The following is a 15,505-nucleotide window of genomic DNA, read 5'->3' as shown; positions in this document are numbered from 1 at the left end:
TGCCCCATCTACTTTTGGTAGAGGGCATCCTCTATCGGGAAGTGCCTTCCTACCGGGAGGTATTCTCGATGACGAGCTCGTATTTCTTCGGCTTCTTTCGCCGGGTGGGCTCCGAGTAGATAAAGACCGCCTCCCGGAAGACCCGGTCGGTGATGATCCGCCCGCCGCGCACGACGTATTCGATCATCACGTTCGAGCCGTCCAGCCCCCTCGCGAAGAGGGTCGCTGAGGCGTCATGCTGGGCCCCTTCTTCGAGGCTGATGTAGACGTGACGTCCGTCGTCAAAGACCGCAGCTGGCTCCCAAGGGAAGCGCTTGTCCTTTTTCCACTTGTAGCTGTGGTTCATGTCCGTAAGCGCAATTCGCGGCGAGAGGTCGAGGACCTCTCCAGTCGTGGCGCGCAAAGCAGCGGCCTCTTCGGCCTGGTGCTCGACGCGGGCTTTCTGGTGCCAGGTGCGCACCATCTCGTCGGGGTAGTAGAACTCCAGGACGTTCAAGCGAGAGGGGTCCCCCACCGGCCGGCGGTCCCGGATGCCTTCTGCCTCCAGGGCGACCTCGTAAATCCGCTTGTCGGTCATGACGAAGAGGTTGGTTCGCAGGTCGGAAAGCGGAAAGACCGGCTTTACCACGACGAGGGGCGTCACGCCCCCCGGCCCCATCGAGGCGAGGCTGATGTTCCAGTTCTTGGGGTCGCCCGCGACGGTGTGACGCACCGTTTCCCCGGGCTGCAGCATGATGAGACAGGAGATGAGCTGATTGCAGCGCAGGGTCGGCTTCTCGTGGCCGTAGGGCACCCGCCGGGAGAGGCCCTGCGTGAGAATCGGCAGGGCTGCACCACTCTCTTCGTACGCCCGAACCGCCTCCTCCATGCTCAAGGCCTCCCTAACTGGAGGAGCCTCTACTGATGATGCACTTGCTGGCGGTACTTGCGCTCGGGAGGACATGGTTGCCGACGACTTTTCTGTTTGCCCCTCGACTTTCGCAGGGGCCCGAGGCGAGAGCGGATCCACTTCGATCCCCTGCCACGGAAGAAATCCTACCGGGACCGAGTCCGCACGAACAGCATCCGGGGCTTCAAATAAGAGAACCGGGACCTCTTCCTCTTCTGTCGAGGTGGAAGCGGCTGATTGTGCAAAAGCCGGGGTTTCAAAAAGGAGCCCCCCGACAAGGAGCGCTCCGAGGAAAAGAAGAACCGTAGTTGAATGGCGACTGATTGTCATGTCACCCGGAATGCACTCGCTACTAGAGGGAGTGTGAATGGGTACGCCGAAGGGGAAAGTCATTAGCAGTGTCGTTGGAGGGTGATCGTTTGAGGGTGGTTTGGCTTAGTGGGAGAGCGCGCTGTCCAGTCTTCTCCCTATTGAGAGGCGCTGATAGGCCCCCAGTTTACGTCGAGAATGTAGGTCCCAAGGGGGTTGGCGATGGCGTTTTCGGTGATCTCGGTAGGCGAGGTGCGGCCCACGTTGAGGATCGCCTCCCAGGTGCTTTTTGTAACCTTGCGAGAGCTTATGCCCCGTTCTCGTTCAGTCCAGGTGACCCGGTAGGAGCTGGAACCGGGAATCTTTAGGATGCTCTGGACCTTCACCTCTCGTCGGATGCGCTTGCCGAGGCGGAGCGGGTCGTTCTCCGGACGGGAAAAGTAGGCGTTCAAGAAGGCTTGTCCACGGGCGTCCAAAAAATGGTAGGCTGACTCGATGGCGTGACGCTGGGCGACGGGATCGGCCACCACGCGCCTCGTGTTCAAAATGAAGCTCGCGATGCTGGAGCGCTCGACGAGGCCGGCCAGGTCGACATCGGGCTTCGGCTCCAGGGTGCCGTACGCGAGGGGGATCCCCAGGCTGTCGATCGCCACTGGGAAGGGCACCACGCGGGAGGACATCGAGAGCTGCACGTACGCGACGACCAGCACCAGGCAGGTAATCACCGAGGCCCCGGCGATGAGCTGCCAGTTCCGCTTTGCCGTCGCCAGGTCCATGTAGCGGCTCTGCCACTCTTTCTCGGGGCGCACGTAGGGATTGCCGCCTTTCGTCCAGCCTGGCGGCGCGGCAATTCCGTTCGTCGACGGCTGATCATTTGTCTCCCCTCCTATTCTTTTCGCGCTGCCAGCCCCTCCAAAGATCCCGCCCAGTCCCAGCCACGCCAGAAGGCGGCCTACTGGAGTGGCTTCCCCCACTCTCCGCTCCTCCCCAGAGGGGTATCCACTGTTTTGATTTTCCTTTGCGGAGGGATCCTCTGTGGAGAAAGTGGCAGGAGTCTCGGCCCCATTTTGCGGGTTTGGGTGTTCCTGACTGGAGGAATGATTGGTGGAGTGTGTCATTTCGGTGTTCGGGTTAGAATTGAAGTGGGACGGGGCCGAGCCACCGGCAAAGCATCAGGGCCTACCAGCTGATCGAGCGGGCAATCCCGACATTGACGTGGCGCCGAAAGAAACGGCCGGCCACGGTCGGGATATAGATCGCGAGTCCCGCGAAGAACCAAGCCACGAGCGGCGCGGCTGTAAACGCGAGCAGCGACTGCGTGGAGAGAACCAGGTCGAGCTCCCCTTGGACGAGGGGCAGCGTCGCCTCACTTACGTAAAGAAGAAGGTCCAGGAAGAATAGCTTGATCGCCGCGCTGAAGACCCACGTGATGCACCCGTCCGCAAGGCCCGCGGTGCCGCGCCACCCCGCAAATCCCAGGAGGACCAGCCCGGTCGCCACCGCGATGATCGAGTTCATGATCGCAACCCAGAGGCGAAAGGCCACGATCGTGTACCCGACGATGACCCCGAGGCTTGCGAGGAGGCTCCAGAGCCCCGTTAGGCCGAAAAGCAGGTACCCATTCGTGTTGGCCTGCAACAGCAGGCAGGCGCTTTGGTCGAAGGCCCACCCGATGACCACGTCCGGATACGGCGTCGGGAGGGAGGTGCCCGCCACTGTTCGGGCAAGAGACCGAAACCCGTTTACGATGTGTTCCAGGTTGAAAATGCTGGAGGGAACGCCGGTCCCGTTGATCACCGCGAGAATGAGGCCCCAGATCAAGATCTTGAAGCTGAGCCGCATGATAAGTTCATCGAGCCCGGTGCGGCTCAGGCCCCAGGCGGTCGCAGAGGAGATGAGCTCAAACGCAACCAGAAGAATGAGAAGGTCTCTCGCAATGGGACGCGCGTTTGCGACGAATCCTCGGAGGGTCGATTCGAAGTTGGAAACGAGCGTGTGCACGAACGTCACTTCAGGGGTCGTCGCCGTTCCCGACGGGCACGTGACCGTTCCCGCAAGGGCTGGGAGCACGTCCAATAGCGCCGCCATCGCGACGACCAGAAGTGCGAGTATGTACTTGAGAAGCGGATGACTGAGGAGGCAATGCAGCGTTCTGGGCATCTACGAAAGGGTCAAGGGGAGCGTCAGAAGCGTCCCTAAAAGAGGAAGGAGCTCTTCAATGGAAGGGGGTTTCCAGAAGAAGAGAGTGGGGATAGTGGTGCCTTGAGGCACGGATCGAACGGCAACAGCATACAGATGGAGAAGGCCTCACGGCACGATGCTGCGCGTGATTGTGGCCTGTTGGAGGGCCTGGCGGTTGGCCTCGTAGGCCCCCATCAGGCCCTGCACGTTTGTCTGGAGGTGAAGGGCCTGGCGGACCAGCATCATCTCCTGGGCGCGGAAGACGTCGATCGCGCCCTGAAGCTGAAGCGCCTTCGTTTGGTTGGTGGCCTCAGTTTCAATCTGCCACTTCAGTTGGCGGGCCGTGAGGCTAGCGTCCTCTAAGGTCGCCATCTGGCCCTGCACCCCCTCCATCAAAGACCGGTAGCTGCGCAGGAGGCGGTCATGTCCAGCCGTGACGTAGGTTGGCACGTCAAGAGGCGCATCCGGCCCCGCAAAGATCTCGTCGTAGAGAAGCGCAAAGTCTGCGTTGGAATAGCCGAGCTCGTCGGCGGCGCCGATAATCGCATCGACCAGTCCGCGCACGTCCTCAATCTCATGGAGACGCCCGGCGGTGTGGACAAGTGAGCGGGCCTCATCAACTAAGCGTTCAAGCTCCAAAATCTTATAGATGATTTCCTCCGTCCGCTTGTTGTTTTCGATTTTCGTCCGCTTCCTCAGCCGCTTATCTTTGACCGCAATCTGGGCGGTGGCGACGTGACTATCAGTTGGAAGTGCAGGGACGAGAAGACTTCCCATCAGGAAAAGCAGCGCGAGGTGCAGAATACGAGTTGAATGCTGTGTATGCGCCGAATGGGTTGTATACCGGGTACCTCTGCTTTGCTTTTGCCCCATCGTTTTTCGTTCGTCTGGGATTAGCGTGAGTGAGACGGTTGGCATGGAGATCGCTCACGGAGACGCGATTCCGATGGCCCTCTCTGTCAGGGCCAGCTGCCGGGCCTTCGCGTCCGGCCCGGTGGTGTTTTGCAAGTTGTAGAGAAGCGAGCGGGCAAGCATGGCTTCGCGAAGGAGAAGCGTCTCTCGCTGAGCAACGGCTCTCACGTTTGCCCGAAGCTCCATGAGTTTTTGCCTGGGGGCTACGTCTGGGAGAAGGGGCGTCACAACGCTTCCCCAGCTCTCCCCGACCCCGTCAATTCGGTTTTTGAGGCGAAGAAGCCGCCCTTGCTGCGCGTTCCACCGGAGTTGATCCTCGGCAATCGAAAGGAGAATGGCCCGATGGGTCCCGATCACCTGCCTTGCGCGCCCCTCTTGCTGGATCGCCCAGTCGGCGACCGGCGCAAACCCAGGATACGCCTCTTCAACCAAGAGCCGGAGGTCTCCTCGGGTGTATCCGAGGACATCTGTCTCGCTCAGTACAGTCTCGACGGCGAGGGCGTGCTCAACGGCATCCCGCCACTCAAATTTCGAGTCCGGGAGGCCGCGCATCATCTCTCGCGTAAAGTCCAGGATCGCGTGTCGCTCTACGAACTGCTCGAACGCGTGCCGCGTCAGGGTTTCCTGGTTCTGATGGGCCATGCCACCATCGTGGACGGGGTATTGACCGTAGGTGACTTCGGCGCCAAACGGAAAGGAAAGGAGCACCAGGCCTGCCTGAAAAGGCTTTCGAAGCACCTGACCCAACAACCTGAACTGAATGAGGCACAGAAGAGAAAACAGATTCATGTAAGGCTTTTATTTGATCGTTCGGGATGCTGGTTGTCTACGGAAGGGGACTCGCAATTCCCTGTGTGAGCGTGCGGATGCGAAGGGCCTTGTCGCTCGCGTGACTCGATTTGGAGGTAATTGTGAGGAGGAGATCTTGCGCCAGAAGCTGGCGGGTCAAAGTCAACTCCTCCCCCTCCAGGACGCCCATCGCGAGAAGGAGATCGTAGGCTTGCTGCTCCCCGACGATGCCCTGCAGCTCTGCCCAGTAGTCCCCCATTCGATCTCTCGAATCGCGAATCAGCTCATAGTGCTGCCGATAGGTTTGAGCCTGGTTGCGGGCTGTCTCTAGGTGGCGCCCGGCCTGCTGACGGATCCCCTCCAGCGTAGAGACCGAAAACCCCTCGCTCCCTGGAAACCGTGCCCGGAGGCGAGCTTTCAGGTCTGGAAGTCCGTACCCGAATGCTCCACCCGCCTCCGAAGTGAGCTCCAGAAGTAGGAGTTCGAGCTCTACGTCTCGCCAATCGAAGGATCCTGAATGGAAGGCCCCGAGGCGACGGTGCTGATCGTATAGCTCGATCAGCTTGTCCACCGCATCGCCCGTCATCCGCTCCTGCCAGAACACGAGCGTCGCTTCCTGGGCCGCATTGGCCGGATCGGTGACTGGGAACCCGACCTGTGCCGCTGCCGGCCGCGAGCCGACTCCTGCCGAGAGGCCAGCCACAAGAAGCGCAAGATAGATTGCCCGGCTACAAGAGAGATGAATTCCCCAGCGGCATTCGCCGTTGAGGTCTTGCATCGAGTCAGCTTTGGAGGAGTCACATGTTGTGATGATGTTCATCGTTTAGCGGGTAATTTTGAGCGTTTGGTTCGGCGCCTTCGACTTGGCCTTTGAGCACCATATTGCTGCTATTCTGGTGAGAGGAGCGGGAGAAGCGGTCCCTGAATGGCCCGCTGCAGGAGGAGAGTCTCCATCCGATCGTCGGCCACCCGGTCCATGTAGCTGAGGATCTCGGCGTTGGTCTGCAGGGCAATGGCCTGACGCATCTGGATCGTCTCCTCGGCGTTGTAGATCGCCATCTGCAGCTCTGCCTGGGCCGACTGGCGCGGGCTCCCGATCCCTGGAAGCGAAAAGCCCAGGAGCTGCCCAACGTCCTCGATGCCCTGCTGCACGGCCCGCACCCGACCGGCCGCGTCGGTAAGCCCAGCCCCCACCTGCCGCCCCGTGCCTCCAATTGAGCGGTAGGCCTGAAGGAGCTCGTCGTATCGCGCCGGGGCATCCGCGCCGGGATCGTAGTCCGGGCCCAGCGTAGAGAGAAAGTGGGTATCGAGCTCGCCCAACAACCGGGAGGAGCTGTAGGCAAGGCCTGAGCCCGCCTTTAGCGTGAGCTCGACTTGCTCGAGGAGCGCCGGGGCATCGGTGAAGACAAAGCTGCTGAGGTTGCTACTTTCGATTGCGCTCAGGAGCTCTTCCAGTCGCTTTTGCTGGTGCTCTATTTTCCTCCCATCGGCATACTCGGCCTCGGCAATCCGGCGCACGACGTCCATCACCGGACAATCCCGCCCCAGGAGAAGCCAGGGGGAGCAGGACACTGCCAACTCGCTTTGCGCATGGGCCGGAGCCGGCCGGGCCGCCTCCATCAGAAGCATCGCCATGCCCAGAGGCACCGCTACAATGAGCCATCGGAAACGGAGGAGAATCGATCTCTTTGATCTGCTCATCGGCCTCCCTCCCCCTCGCCGACCGGCACACCGGCCCCCGCTGTTTCCTGGAGAGGCGGCTCGACTGGTCCCTCAAACCGACTGGCCCATTCGGAAAGCCCCTGTTCGCGAAGCCAGTGGGCGACCCACCCGCGCCCACGTTTCTTCTCCAGCGCCTCGACCCGCCCCCGAAGGGCACCCACGTCCCCCGACGGCATCGCCACAAATTGCAGGGCCAGAGGCCCCAGATCCAGGTCAAAGAGGCGGCTCCCGACCGGGCACTTGAAGAAGTAGTGCTTCTTTCGAGTCGCCGCAGCAATCGCCTCGATCTCTCGCTCATTTAGGCCCATCGTTCGGTAGAGGGCTTTGGTCTCCGGATCGACCGCATCGGGATTGGGAAGAAAAATCTTCGTCGGACACGAATCGATCACGATCTCCCGGTTTTCGAGTTGAGCGATCTGGGCGGGCGTGTGGGCCACCATAACGACCGCCGCGTTCTGCTTTCTGAGCGTGAGCAGCCACTGCTTGATTTGCTCGGAGAAGCTGGAGTGCATGAGAGCGTGCCAGACCTCCTCCAAGACGATGATCGAGGGGCGGTCGGCCCGGAGCTGCCGCTCGACGTGATGGAACAGGTAAAGCAGAAGGGGAATGAAGACGCTCTCCGGAAGGTCGCGCACGGCGGAGAGCTCAAAGACCTGGTACGCTGGATTAATGACCCTGGAAGTGTCCTCGCTACTTGGCTCCCTGCCTTCCTCCCCCGCCGGGGCGTCGCCCCCCAAGGCGTCTCCTGCAAGCGCGTCCCGGCTTCCATTGAGGAGGTGGGCGTAGGTCCCCTCTCCGACAAATTGCCCGAGCGCACCGGCGACCTTTTTGTCTTGAACCAGGATCTTCAGTTCCTCCAGGGTGCGCATATGCGGCGGGTTGGCCGCAATCAGTTTGAGGGCGCGCCCGATCTCGGCCCGCCGGGCGGGCGTCGGACTCACGCCCTGAAGCTGGATGGTGGTCTCAATCCAGGAGGCCGCCCAGGCACGTTCCTCCTCACTGTCTACTTGAAGAAGCGGCTGCAGGGAAAGGGCCGCTCCCGCGTCCGGGGAGAGCTGGTAGTGCCGTCCGCCTACCCCCTTCGCGAGGAGGTAGCCCGAGTGCCCGAGGTCAAAGAGAAAGACCTGTGCCTTTTCATAGCGGAGCCACTGGGCCATGAGCATATTTACGAGGACGCTCTTTCCCGCTCCGGTGGCGCCGATCACGAGCGTGTGCCCCACGTCCCCTTGGGCGTGCAGGTTGAGGCGGAAGGGCGTCGACCCGTCGGTCTTCGCCGAGAGGAGCGCCGGAGATTTCGGTGGAAAAAGATGGCTCTGGTTGTGCTCGGCCCCGGGCCAGATCTGGGTTGCCGGCATCAGATCGGCGACGTTGCGGGTGTGGACCGCAAAACGCCGGCTGTTGGCCGTCCCGTTGCCGGGGAGAGAGCCCAGGTAGGCCTCCAGGGCATTTACGTCCTCGACCCGGCTGGGGAAACCGGCCTCGACCAGGACCTCCCGGATCTCTTCCGCGGTCTCCTCGGCGCGGGCTTCTTCCTGCTCCATGACGATGAACGTGGACGTGTAGAGGCAGTAGCGAGCCTCAGCGGACTGCATGCGCGTGAGCGCCGCCTTCGCGTCGGTGGCCATCCGCACTGCGCTCTCGTCTTCGAAAAACTCTCGCTCGATGCGCTTTTGCTCCTCACTTACCTGCTGCCCGGCAAATTGTCGGATCGCCTCGGCGAGGCCCTTTCGCTTCTTGAACCAGGAGTGCCGCCGGGTGCGGATGAGTTGGGAGGCCGTCTCTGAGCTGAGCATGATGAGACGGGTGCTCCAGCGGTAGGCCGCCGGCAGGTTGTGAAGGCGGCCCAGGATTCCCTGCGAGGTTGCGTTCGGAAAGCCGTGAAGCGACACCACCCGCACGTGCCGGTCCCCAACCCGAGGGGCAAAGCCCCCAAAGACCTGCTGGTCGGCAAGGTAGGAATTTAGTCCCACGTTGACCGGCGGGGGCGTGACCGGATGCCGAAGGCCCGTAAGGCACGTGTGCAGGTGGCGAAGGAGCTCTTCTGTCGAGAAGCGCCGCAGGCGAAGCGGCCCGCGCAGGCGCATCTCGACCTCCGATACCTGCGATTCAAAGAGGTCGACCAGTCGATCAATCTTTGCAGCCCTCCGCTCTCGGCCGGTCACGAAAAACCGCGAGAGCTGGTTGTAGACGCCCGCCGGCGGCTTGTAGGTCGCCGTCAGCACGTAGCTCGTCTCGTAGAAGCCCGATCTCGACTCGATTGATTGACCCCGAGAGTTAGAGGTGTACCCCAAACGGCGCTCTTCGTCGATGAGGCGGCTGAGCCCGTCCGGAAAGGCGCCCTCCTTTGCCGAGAAGTGGGCGGGCCGCCGCACGGCGTCTACGTGAAACATCCAGCCGTCGGAGAGGGGCAATAGTGCCTCGTTGAGCTGCCGGGCGAGGGCATTTCTTTCGTGGATGGTGGCCGTCTGCATGTCGGCACCCCGGTAGGCCCATCCGCAAAGCATCGAGCCGTCGGCCTGCTGAATAGCTCCTTCTCCGATGATAGAATCCCAGTGCAGGAGGTCGGCGATGCCCGTGACGCCGGGGCGAAACTCCCGGGTTGCCGACAAGGCCTTTGTGAGAAGGGCCCCGCCCCCGGCACCGAGAAGGAGAGAAAGAAAGTCCATGGACGTGTTCGTTTGGCGTGATGGGTCAGGTCTTCGTTGAGATACACGACCTCAGCTTGGGCAGCGGCACGCGGACGTCGCTGACGGGGCTGTAGTAGGCCCGGTGGGGGAGGCTGGCCGCGAGAACCTGAAGAAACTGCGGGTCGCTCCGAAGGAGCCGCTGAGTAGGGATGTGAATCCCCAGTCCGACCAGGAGGCATGGAAGAATCGCCATCGGGCTGAAGTTTGCCACGAAGAGAAGCGCGACTGAGATGCCCACCTCCATGAGCAAGATGCCGAACTCGACCCCGGCAAAAAGCGGGCTCCGCACCAGGGACTGGTGCACTGTGTTCGCCTCAAGAATCGGAGCTTCTACTGACCCCCCTTGCTGCCGATGGATTTCCATTCTGATCTTTTCAGTGTTTCTGTGATTGCGGTTTTACGAGGAAAGATTTTCTTTCCACACCTTCGCCCCCTTCCGGCCCTAAACCACGGCTCCGAAGATGGTGGTGCTGAGGGCCGCTGCGCCGATGATGAGGCCCGCCGACACGATGACCTTGCCGATCATCTGGAAGCCCTCCTCGTTGCGGCTAAAGCCCCAGATCACCGCACCCCCAATAAACATGAGAGCCGCCAGGAGCCGCGCCGTCTGGCCCGAGAAGATGTCGAGGAACGAGGTCAGAGCCGTCTCCCACGGGACGCCGGCGGTCGTACCGGCCGCAAAGGCGGGGGTGGCGCCAAGCGCAAGCAGGAAGCCCATGCACGCAACCGTCGTGAGGAGGACCCAACTGGCGCTGCCCCCTCTCCTCTTCTCCTCTTCAATGCCTCGAGCTGAAAGAGGCGCGAGCGGCCGTCGAGAGTTGGACGTGTGGTTAGAACTGCTGTTATCGATCAAGGACATGGGCTGAGTCATCGGTATTCTGGTTTGTTTGGTTTTATGATTGATCCTGGATTCCCCGTACTTCCGGTCGGTGTACTTCGGAGTGCTCACGGCCTGGAAGCCTCGTGCCCAACGCCGTTTGGCGTTTCGGTCCCACCCGGACCGGTACCCGTTGAAAAGCCTGTCGGGAAGAGCGGTGTTAACGCGAACCCTCCTGACGGGGTAAGGTCCTTTCCGACCTGCACCACATCGGTGATTTTTCGCCTTTCGCCGGACTTGCGAATCACGCAGACGAGGTCGATCGACTCGGCGACAAGGACGCGGTGGTCCACGTCGTAGGCCTGGCGGGCGAGGCGCGCCATGCGGCGGAGCGCCCCCACGGGGTTCGTAGCATGGACGGTGCCGGCCCCACCGGGGTGACCCGTGCACCAGGCGTCCATCAGGTAGTAAGCGCTCCCGTCGCGCACCTCTCCGACGATAATCCGGTCGGGGCTGGCTCTGAGGCTCATCCGAACGAGATGGGCCATAGGCGAATGGAGGGTTGTCTGAAACTCCCGCCGGTCCTCCGCTTCGCACTGCAGCTCGGGCGTGTCCTCAATCAGAAGGAAATTCTCCCGTGGGCCGTAATCAGTCATCGCCTTCAGGAGGGCGTTCACGAAGGTGGTCTTGCCACTCCCCGTGCCCCCGGCTACCAGGACATTCTTTCGCTGGGCCACCGCCTCTTCGAGGCTCGCCTTGAGCCCCGGCGTAAGGGCGCCCTGCGCCACGTAGTCGGCGAGGGTGTAAATCCGAGTGGGACGCTTGCGGATGTTCAGGCAGGGCATGCGCACAATCCGGGGCAAGATGCCCTGCAACCGCGCGCCGCCAAAGATTGCCTCCGGAAGCTGCGCCTGAATCGATTCGTTGCCCGGTCCAAGGGTCTCAGCCTGCCGGTCAGCCACCACGCTGAGAAACGAGCGAATGTCCCCGGGAGACAGAAACGTCTCCGTGCCTACGCGTCCCTCCTGCCGGGTGTCTAAAAACACACGTCCGTCGAGAGGACTGGTGTAGATCTCGGTGACATTCTCATCATCCATAAACCGCCGGACCGGTTCTAAATAGTGGGCCATGCGACGGGCACTTTCTCGCTCTAGGTGGTGGGTCTCGTGCATGATTTTCGTCAGGAGGGAGCCGCTTGCCAGTGTGAGGTTTTCCTTATGCATTCGGAAAGCCGGCGCCCATCATACGCCCGGTCTCCGCTCCTGTCAAGAGCCCTAGTGCCCAAAACCCATATTTGCGCCAGATGTCTACGTGGCTGTTATGGACGGCTTACACAAAGATGAGCCAGGCGGATCTTGACGAGAGCCTTGGCCCCGCTTCTATTGGGACTTGTGGCCTGAAACTCACCGACGGCTTCCTCTTCCCCTGGGGCCCTCTCTTGTCCCCATTGCTACCAACTCCTTTATGCCCATTTGGCCCAATGCCCAAGCATGACCGTTTCCTCAGGCGCCTCAAGGGCCTGAAGCAGCTCCCCAACAGCGGGAAATACCTGGCTCGCTGGAAGGCCCGCTGCCCCGCACACCACGACCGGACTCCGAGCCTCTCCATCTCGCTGATCCGAGACCGCCTGCTTATTCACTGCCACGCAAAGTGCCAAACAGAGGCCGTCGTACGTGCGGTCGGACTCGAAATGAGCGATCTCTACCTCTCCCGCTCTGAGCCTGCTCCTTCCAGGAAAAACAAGTCGGACATGTCTTCTCCCGACAATACTTCTCCGAAGAAGGCCTCTCGCACTACGAGGTCACCCAACCCGAAATCCCCCAACGCAAAGTCGTCCACCCAATCGTCCAGGTCGAAAAAGAAAAGCGGCCGCTCAACCCGAATTGAAGACACCTACGACTACTTCGACGCGGAGGGGACCCTCCTCTACCAGGTCGTGCGCTTCGAGCCGAAGGCGTTCCGGCAGCGTAGGCCCAATCCAAAGGGCGGCTGGACGTGGTCCCTGCAGGACGTAGAGCGCCTCCCCTACCTTCTCCCCGAAATGCTGGAAGCGATCGGTGAAGGCCAACCAATCCTGATCGTCGAAGGTGAAAAGGACGTAGAGACGGCCCTCCGGATGCGGTCTTCGCTCGAAGCGTCCTCTGACCGGTTCTACTTCGCGACGACCGCACCCGGCGGAGCCGGGAAATGGAGAACCTCCTTCTCCCACTACTTCAAGGGCGCTCACATCTGGATCGCCCCCGACATTGACGAGGCTGGTTTCGACCATGCGCGGCAGGTCGCAAAGCATCTCAGAGGCGTCGCAGAAAGCATCAAGGTCCTCCGCCTCCCCTCAACTGAGGAGCACTTTGACCTCTCCGCGTGGGCTGAAAGCGGGGGAAGCGCAGAAGATTTGCTCCGCCTGGCCGACCAGTCGCCCTATCTTTTCAGCCGGGCGCACCCGACGCACGAGATTGATTTCGAGGCGGTCCCTGGCCCCTCCGCCTCCCTCAAAGAGATCAAAGAATACCTCGTCTCCGGCGGTAGCGTTCGGTCTGGGCAGGTCTTCGAAGAAACGTCTCCAGGGCTGCCCCCAAGTCAACCTCCCGAAGAGGCAAAGTTTAAGGATGAGGACCCCACATGGGAAAAAATCGGTGCAGACATTTCCGAGTGGGAGGGAATCGGCGTGGAGATGCCCTATGACGAAGGCTCCCTTGGAGCGGTCCTCGACAGTCTCGACCAAATTGAGGTCAAAAGCCGGAATGGAGCGGTTGGATTTTCTCTTCCCTCTACCGAGTCGGAGGTCTCCGATTCGGATATTTACATGTCAGAGGATTCCACTTCGGATTCCGAACCGGATGTGAGAGATCTCTGCTCAAAGGGGACTGATCCTGCGAAAGAGTCCGATCTCTTGGAAGAGGCTGCTCCTTCAGAGGAGGCGGGCCTTCTCGAGTCCACTGAGCCAGAATCGATTACAGAAGCTCTTGAGACGCCCCCCTCTCGGCAGAACGGATCTCGGGAGAATGAATACTCAGATATCGGAGCCGGGAAGGCCTCCTCAAGGGAGAACGGGACCTCCCGTTCTTCTGGACCCAGCTTTTCCTCAGAGACCCGGAGGGTGATTCGTCTCCTTGAGGAGGAGGGCGCAGAGGTCCTGAGCGCGGGCGGTGCCTTCTACCTGGTGTTTCCGTTTCTCTCCTCCACAAAGAGCGGCTCCCAAAAGCAGGCTGGAGAGGCTCATCGCCCCGCTATTTCTGGCAAAGCGTATCCCCTTGACGGCCCGCTCGTCGTACCCCTACTCCTTCGCCTCACCTACAACCGCAGTGAACGGATCCCAAGTCCAGATGCCTGCCGGGCGGCCCTCTTGTTTCTCACTCCAGCAGTGCCCTCTCCGGCCCACGTCTCCTCACGCGTCGCTTTCGGAAACGGAGCAATCTACATTGACGCCGGCGAAAACACCATTCTCGAAGTGAAACCTGGCGAGTGGCAGGCCCGCTCCAGCGCCCCTGTTCTTTTCCTTCGAAGCGAGTATGCCCGTCCCCTGCCTGCACCCAAAAAGAGAGGCTCCCTCACCGCCTTCCGTAAATTCCTTCAGATTGAGGCGGGCGAGGCCTGGATCGGAATTCGGGGATGGCTCCTCGGGGCGCTCTGCCCTACTGGGCCTGTGCCTCCCCTTCTCCTAGAAGGAGATGATCCTCGGCGCCTCTCCTGGCTAGCCACGCAGCTGGCCTTCCTGCTCGACCCAAGGTCCAGCAAGCCACTGAGCCAGTTTCAACCCCTTCTTTCTACGTGCCTGGAAGCTACGGCCGATCCGAGCTTTTGGGGCCTACGCCAGGACATTCCATTCCAAGAGCCCCCGTGCTACGAAGAGCCCCGCCCGATAGCGTCCCCCGCCTGCCGGTTTATCTGCTGCTTGACTGCTCGCTTTCTGACCAAGAGTCCTGCGTTGCCTCCCAACTCCGAGAATGGAGGCGAGCACTCCTGCCCTCTTGGCTCGCGCCAAATTCTGGTTGGCTCTGGACCCGAACTACGGCCTGAGTTGCGGAAAGGCCTTCTTGCCGTCCGGCCTACCTTCCTGAACGATTCCGCTTCCGCAGACCCTGCCAACCTCTCCTTGAACAGCAGACAAACGACAGGCTCTTCTGAACGAGAGGCTCGGGCCGAGGCCCTAGGTGTGCTCTTGAATGGAGCCGCCGAAGCCATGGACGCGGTAGGGGAAATGCCTCTTCCTGAAGAACTCAGGAACGATCCCCACAGGGCCTTCCTCGCATGGGTGGCTGCCGCCGAGGCTGGGCTTTCCCCCGCTTCTCTCGGATCAGAGCGTTATGGTCCCTCCTCTCGGCCCTTCGTGGACATCTGGCGTGAGAGGCACTACCGGCCTGGACTGCTTCGCAGGCTGGTTCGGACACTTCGGCAGTGGATGCAGGCAGAAACATGAGATTCCCCGTCCGATGATCGAGCCTCATAGAAAGTAGCTGGAAGCTTCTCTTGGCCCTGTTGCAACCTGCGCTGCGGGGGGATCTAAGGAGAAAGAAACCGCCGCACCGCTGGAAATAGTGCTCGTAAGCTACATCGGTTCGGCTCTGGCTAAGCTTCGGCCCCTTCAGGGATTTGCGGCAACTGGTCATCCAAGTCTCCCCTCAAGTAACCCGTCACCCGGCACCAGTCTAACATGCACCATGGTACAGAAATTGGGGTCACCTCACTTCAAGTACAGTAGGGCCACTCGGTCCTAATGCACCCGGCGGGGCTTTGACACACCATATCTACCCCCACATCTGACGGGTCTCGAATTCGTTTCCACGCCCGGTGATAGTATCGAAAACCCAAGGACTATTCGGACACGTCCACCAGAGGGCGGTCCGCTCGTCGCTCCAGAACGGCGACGAGTCCCCCGAGCGAAGCTAGGGACCAGACCCGCGCCGCGGTGTGCGCCAAAGAGACTTCCCGCGGTGGCCACAAGGGTGAGAGCCCCACCCCGTGATGCGTCGTGTCGACCGCGTTTAGGGTCCACGCAAACTGCGTCCAGGCCCACCATACGAGCCAAAACACGAGCACCGTCTGCCCGACCCCAGTCCAGTTGAAGTCATGATGGAGCAGCTACGACCTGCGTCACCGAAAAGACGAAGACGAGGTCAAAGAACAGCTCGACGAATGTCGCGCTCTGGTCCTCGGGGGAAACGATGGACGGAGTAGCCATGGGCACGTCTTTACAGGCGA

13 protein-coding genes are annotated in these 15,505 nt (G+C 61.1%); 1 reads left to right on the top strand and 12 read right to left on the bottom strand.

The genetic code is table 11. The annotated features are described in order from the left end of the window. Positions 1-49: 49 nt before the first annotated feature. The 11 genes from BSZ35_RS17800 to BSZ35_RS17750 form a co-directional block, all read right to left on the bottom strand. Positions 50-868 (bottom strand): TrbG/VirB9 family P-type conjugative transfer protein, encoded by an 819-nt coding sequence (locus BSZ35_RS17800; RefSeq protein WP_181149432.1) that lies wholly within the window; start codon positions 866-868, stop codon positions 50-52. 488 nt (positions 869-1,356) lie between these two features. Next, positions 1,357-2,316 (bottom strand): VirB8/TrbF family protein, encoded by a 960-nt coding sequence (locus BSZ35_RS17795; RefSeq protein WP_105013951.1) that lies wholly within the window; start codon positions 2,314-2,316, stop codon positions 1,357-1,359. Positions 2,317-2,377: 61 nt separating this feature from the next. Continuing rightward, positions 2,378-3,358, bottom strand: a complete 981-nt coding sequence (locus BSZ35_RS17790; RefSeq protein WP_146110161.1) for a hypothetical protein — start codon at positions 3,356-3,358, stop codon at positions 2,378-2,380. A gap of 147 nt (positions 3,359-3,505) precedes the next feature. After that, complete coding sequence (locus BSZ35_RS17785; protein WP_105013949.1) at positions 3,506-4,156, bottom strand: hypothetical protein; 651 nt, start codon at positions 4,154-4,156, stop codon at positions 3,506-3,508. Positions 4,157-4,306: 150 nt separating this feature from the next. Further along, a complete protein-coding gene (locus tag BSZ35_RS17780) occupies positions 4,307-5,080 on the bottom strand; it encodes a hypothetical protein (RefSeq protein WP_105013948.1) in 774 nt (257 codons plus the stop codon). A 37-nt stretch (positions 5,081-5,117) separates the two neighbouring features. Continuing rightward, the gene (locus BSZ35_RS17775) at positions 5,118-5,783 is read right to left on the bottom strand and encodes a hypothetical protein (protein WP_146110160.1); all 666 of its coding nucleotides are present in this window, start codon (positions 5,781-5,783) and stop codon (positions 5,118-5,120) included. Positions 5,784-5,968: 185 nt separating this feature from the next. Further along, on the bottom strand, positions 5,969-6,781 hold the full coding sequence (locus BSZ35_RS17770; protein WP_146110159.1) for a hypothetical protein: 813 nt from the start codon (positions 6,779-6,781) through the stop codon (positions 5,969-5,971). Next, positions 6,778-9,468 carry a hypothetical protein gene (locus BSZ35_RS17765; protein WP_105013945.1) on the bottom strand — a complete coding sequence of 897 codons (2,691 nt, stop codon included), beginning with the start codon at positions 9,466-9,468 and terminating at the stop codon, positions 6,778-6,780. Before BSZ35_RS17765 ends, BSZ35_RS17770 begins: the two co-directional genes overlap by 4 nt. 25 nt (positions 9,469-9,493) lie before the next feature. Beyond that, positions 9,494-9,793 (bottom strand): VirB3 family type IV secretion system protein, encoded by a 300-nt coding sequence (locus BSZ35_RS17760; RefSeq protein ID WP_181149429.1) that lies wholly within the window; start codon positions 9,791-9,793, stop codon positions 9,494-9,496. 138 nt (positions 9,794-9,931) lie between these two features. Continuing rightward, the gene (locus tag BSZ35_RS17755) at positions 9,932-10,348 is read right to left on the bottom strand and encodes a TrbC/VirB2 family protein (protein ID WP_181149428.1); all 417 of its coding nucleotides are present in this window, start codon (positions 10,346-10,348) and stop codon (positions 9,932-9,934) included. A gap of 86 nt (positions 10,349-10,434) precedes the next feature. Beyond that, a complete protein-coding gene (locus tag BSZ35_RS17750; protein ID WP_105013942.1) occupies positions 10,435-11,529 on the bottom strand; it encodes an ATPase, T2SS/T4P/T4SS family in 1,095 nt (364 codons plus the stop codon). A gap of 527 nt (positions 11,530-12,056) precedes the next feature. Between BSZ35_RS17750 and BSZ35_RS17745 the strand changes: the two genes are divergently transcribed. Continuing rightward, entirely contained in the window at positions 12,057-14,723 is a 2,667-nt protein-coding gene (locus tag BSZ35_RS17745) for a hypothetical protein (protein ID WP_146110158.1), read from the top strand. Between the two features lie 648 nt (positions 14,724-15,371). Here the strand turns inward: BSZ35_RS17745 and BSZ35_RS19770 are convergent. Continuing rightward, positions 15,372-15,485: a low temperature requirement protein A gene (locus tag BSZ35_RS19770; protein WP_146110157.1), complete on the bottom strand. Its 114-nt coding sequence runs from the start codon at positions 15,483-15,485 to the stop codon at positions 15,372-15,374. Between the last annotated feature and the right edge of the window lie 20 nt (positions 15,486-15,505).

Origin of the sequence: Salinibacter sp. 10B (assembly GCF_002954405.1) — a bacterium.
Lineage (GTDB): Bacteria > Bacteroidota > Rhodothermia > Rhodothermales > Salinibacteraceae > Salinibacter.
This window is presented reverse-complemented; position numbering and strand designations above follow the sequence as displayed.

What these genes read in the sequence shown, in the direction of transcription:
- BSZ35_RS17800 (WP_181149432.1), bottom strand. Translation starts at nt 868, where the DNA reads ATGGAGGAGGCGGTTCGGGCGTACGAAGAGAGTGGTGCAGCCCTGCCG.
- BSZ35_RS17795 (WP_105013951.1), bottom strand. Translation starts at nt 2,316, where the DNA reads ATGACACACTCCACCAATCATTCCTCCAGTCAGGAACACCCAAACCCG.
- BSZ35_RS17790 (WP_146110161.1), bottom strand. Translation starts at nt 3,358, where the DNA reads ATGCCCAGAACGCTGCATTGCCTCCTCAGTCATCCGCTTCTCAAGTAC.
- BSZ35_RS17785 (WP_105013949.1), bottom strand. Translation starts at nt 4,156, where the DNA reads ATGGGAAGTCTTCTCGTCCCTGCACTTCCAACTGATAGTCACGTCGCC.
- BSZ35_RS17780 (WP_105013948.1), bottom strand. Translation starts at nt 5,080, where the DNA reads ATGAATCTGTTTTCTCTTCTGTGCCTCATTCAGTTCAGGTTGTTGGGT.
- BSZ35_RS17770 (WP_146110159.1), bottom strand. Translation starts at nt 6,781, where the DNA reads ATGAGCAGATCAAAGAGATCGATTCTCCTCCGTTTCCGATGGCTCATT.
- BSZ35_RS17765 (WP_105013945.1), bottom strand. Translation starts at nt 9,468, where the DNA reads ATGGACTTTCTTTCTCTCCTTCTCGGTGCCGGGGGCGGGGCCCTTCTC.
- BSZ35_RS17755 (WP_181149428.1), bottom strand. Translation starts at nt 10,348, where the DNA reads ATGTCCTTGATCGATAACAGCAGTTCTAACCACACGTCCAACTCTCGA.
- BSZ35_RS17750 (WP_105013942.1), bottom strand. Translation starts at nt 11,529, where the DNA reads ATGCATAAGGAAAACCTCACACTGGCAAGCGGCTCCCTCCTGACGAAA.
- BSZ35_RS17745 (WP_146110158.1), top strand. Translation starts at nt 12,057, where the DNA reads ATGTCTTCTCCCGACAATACTTCTCCGAAGAAGGCCTCTCGCACTACG.
- BSZ35_RS19770 (WP_146110157.1), bottom strand. Translation starts at nt 15,485, where the DNA reads ATGGCTACTCCGTCCATCGTTTCCCCCGAGGACCAGAGCGCGACATTC.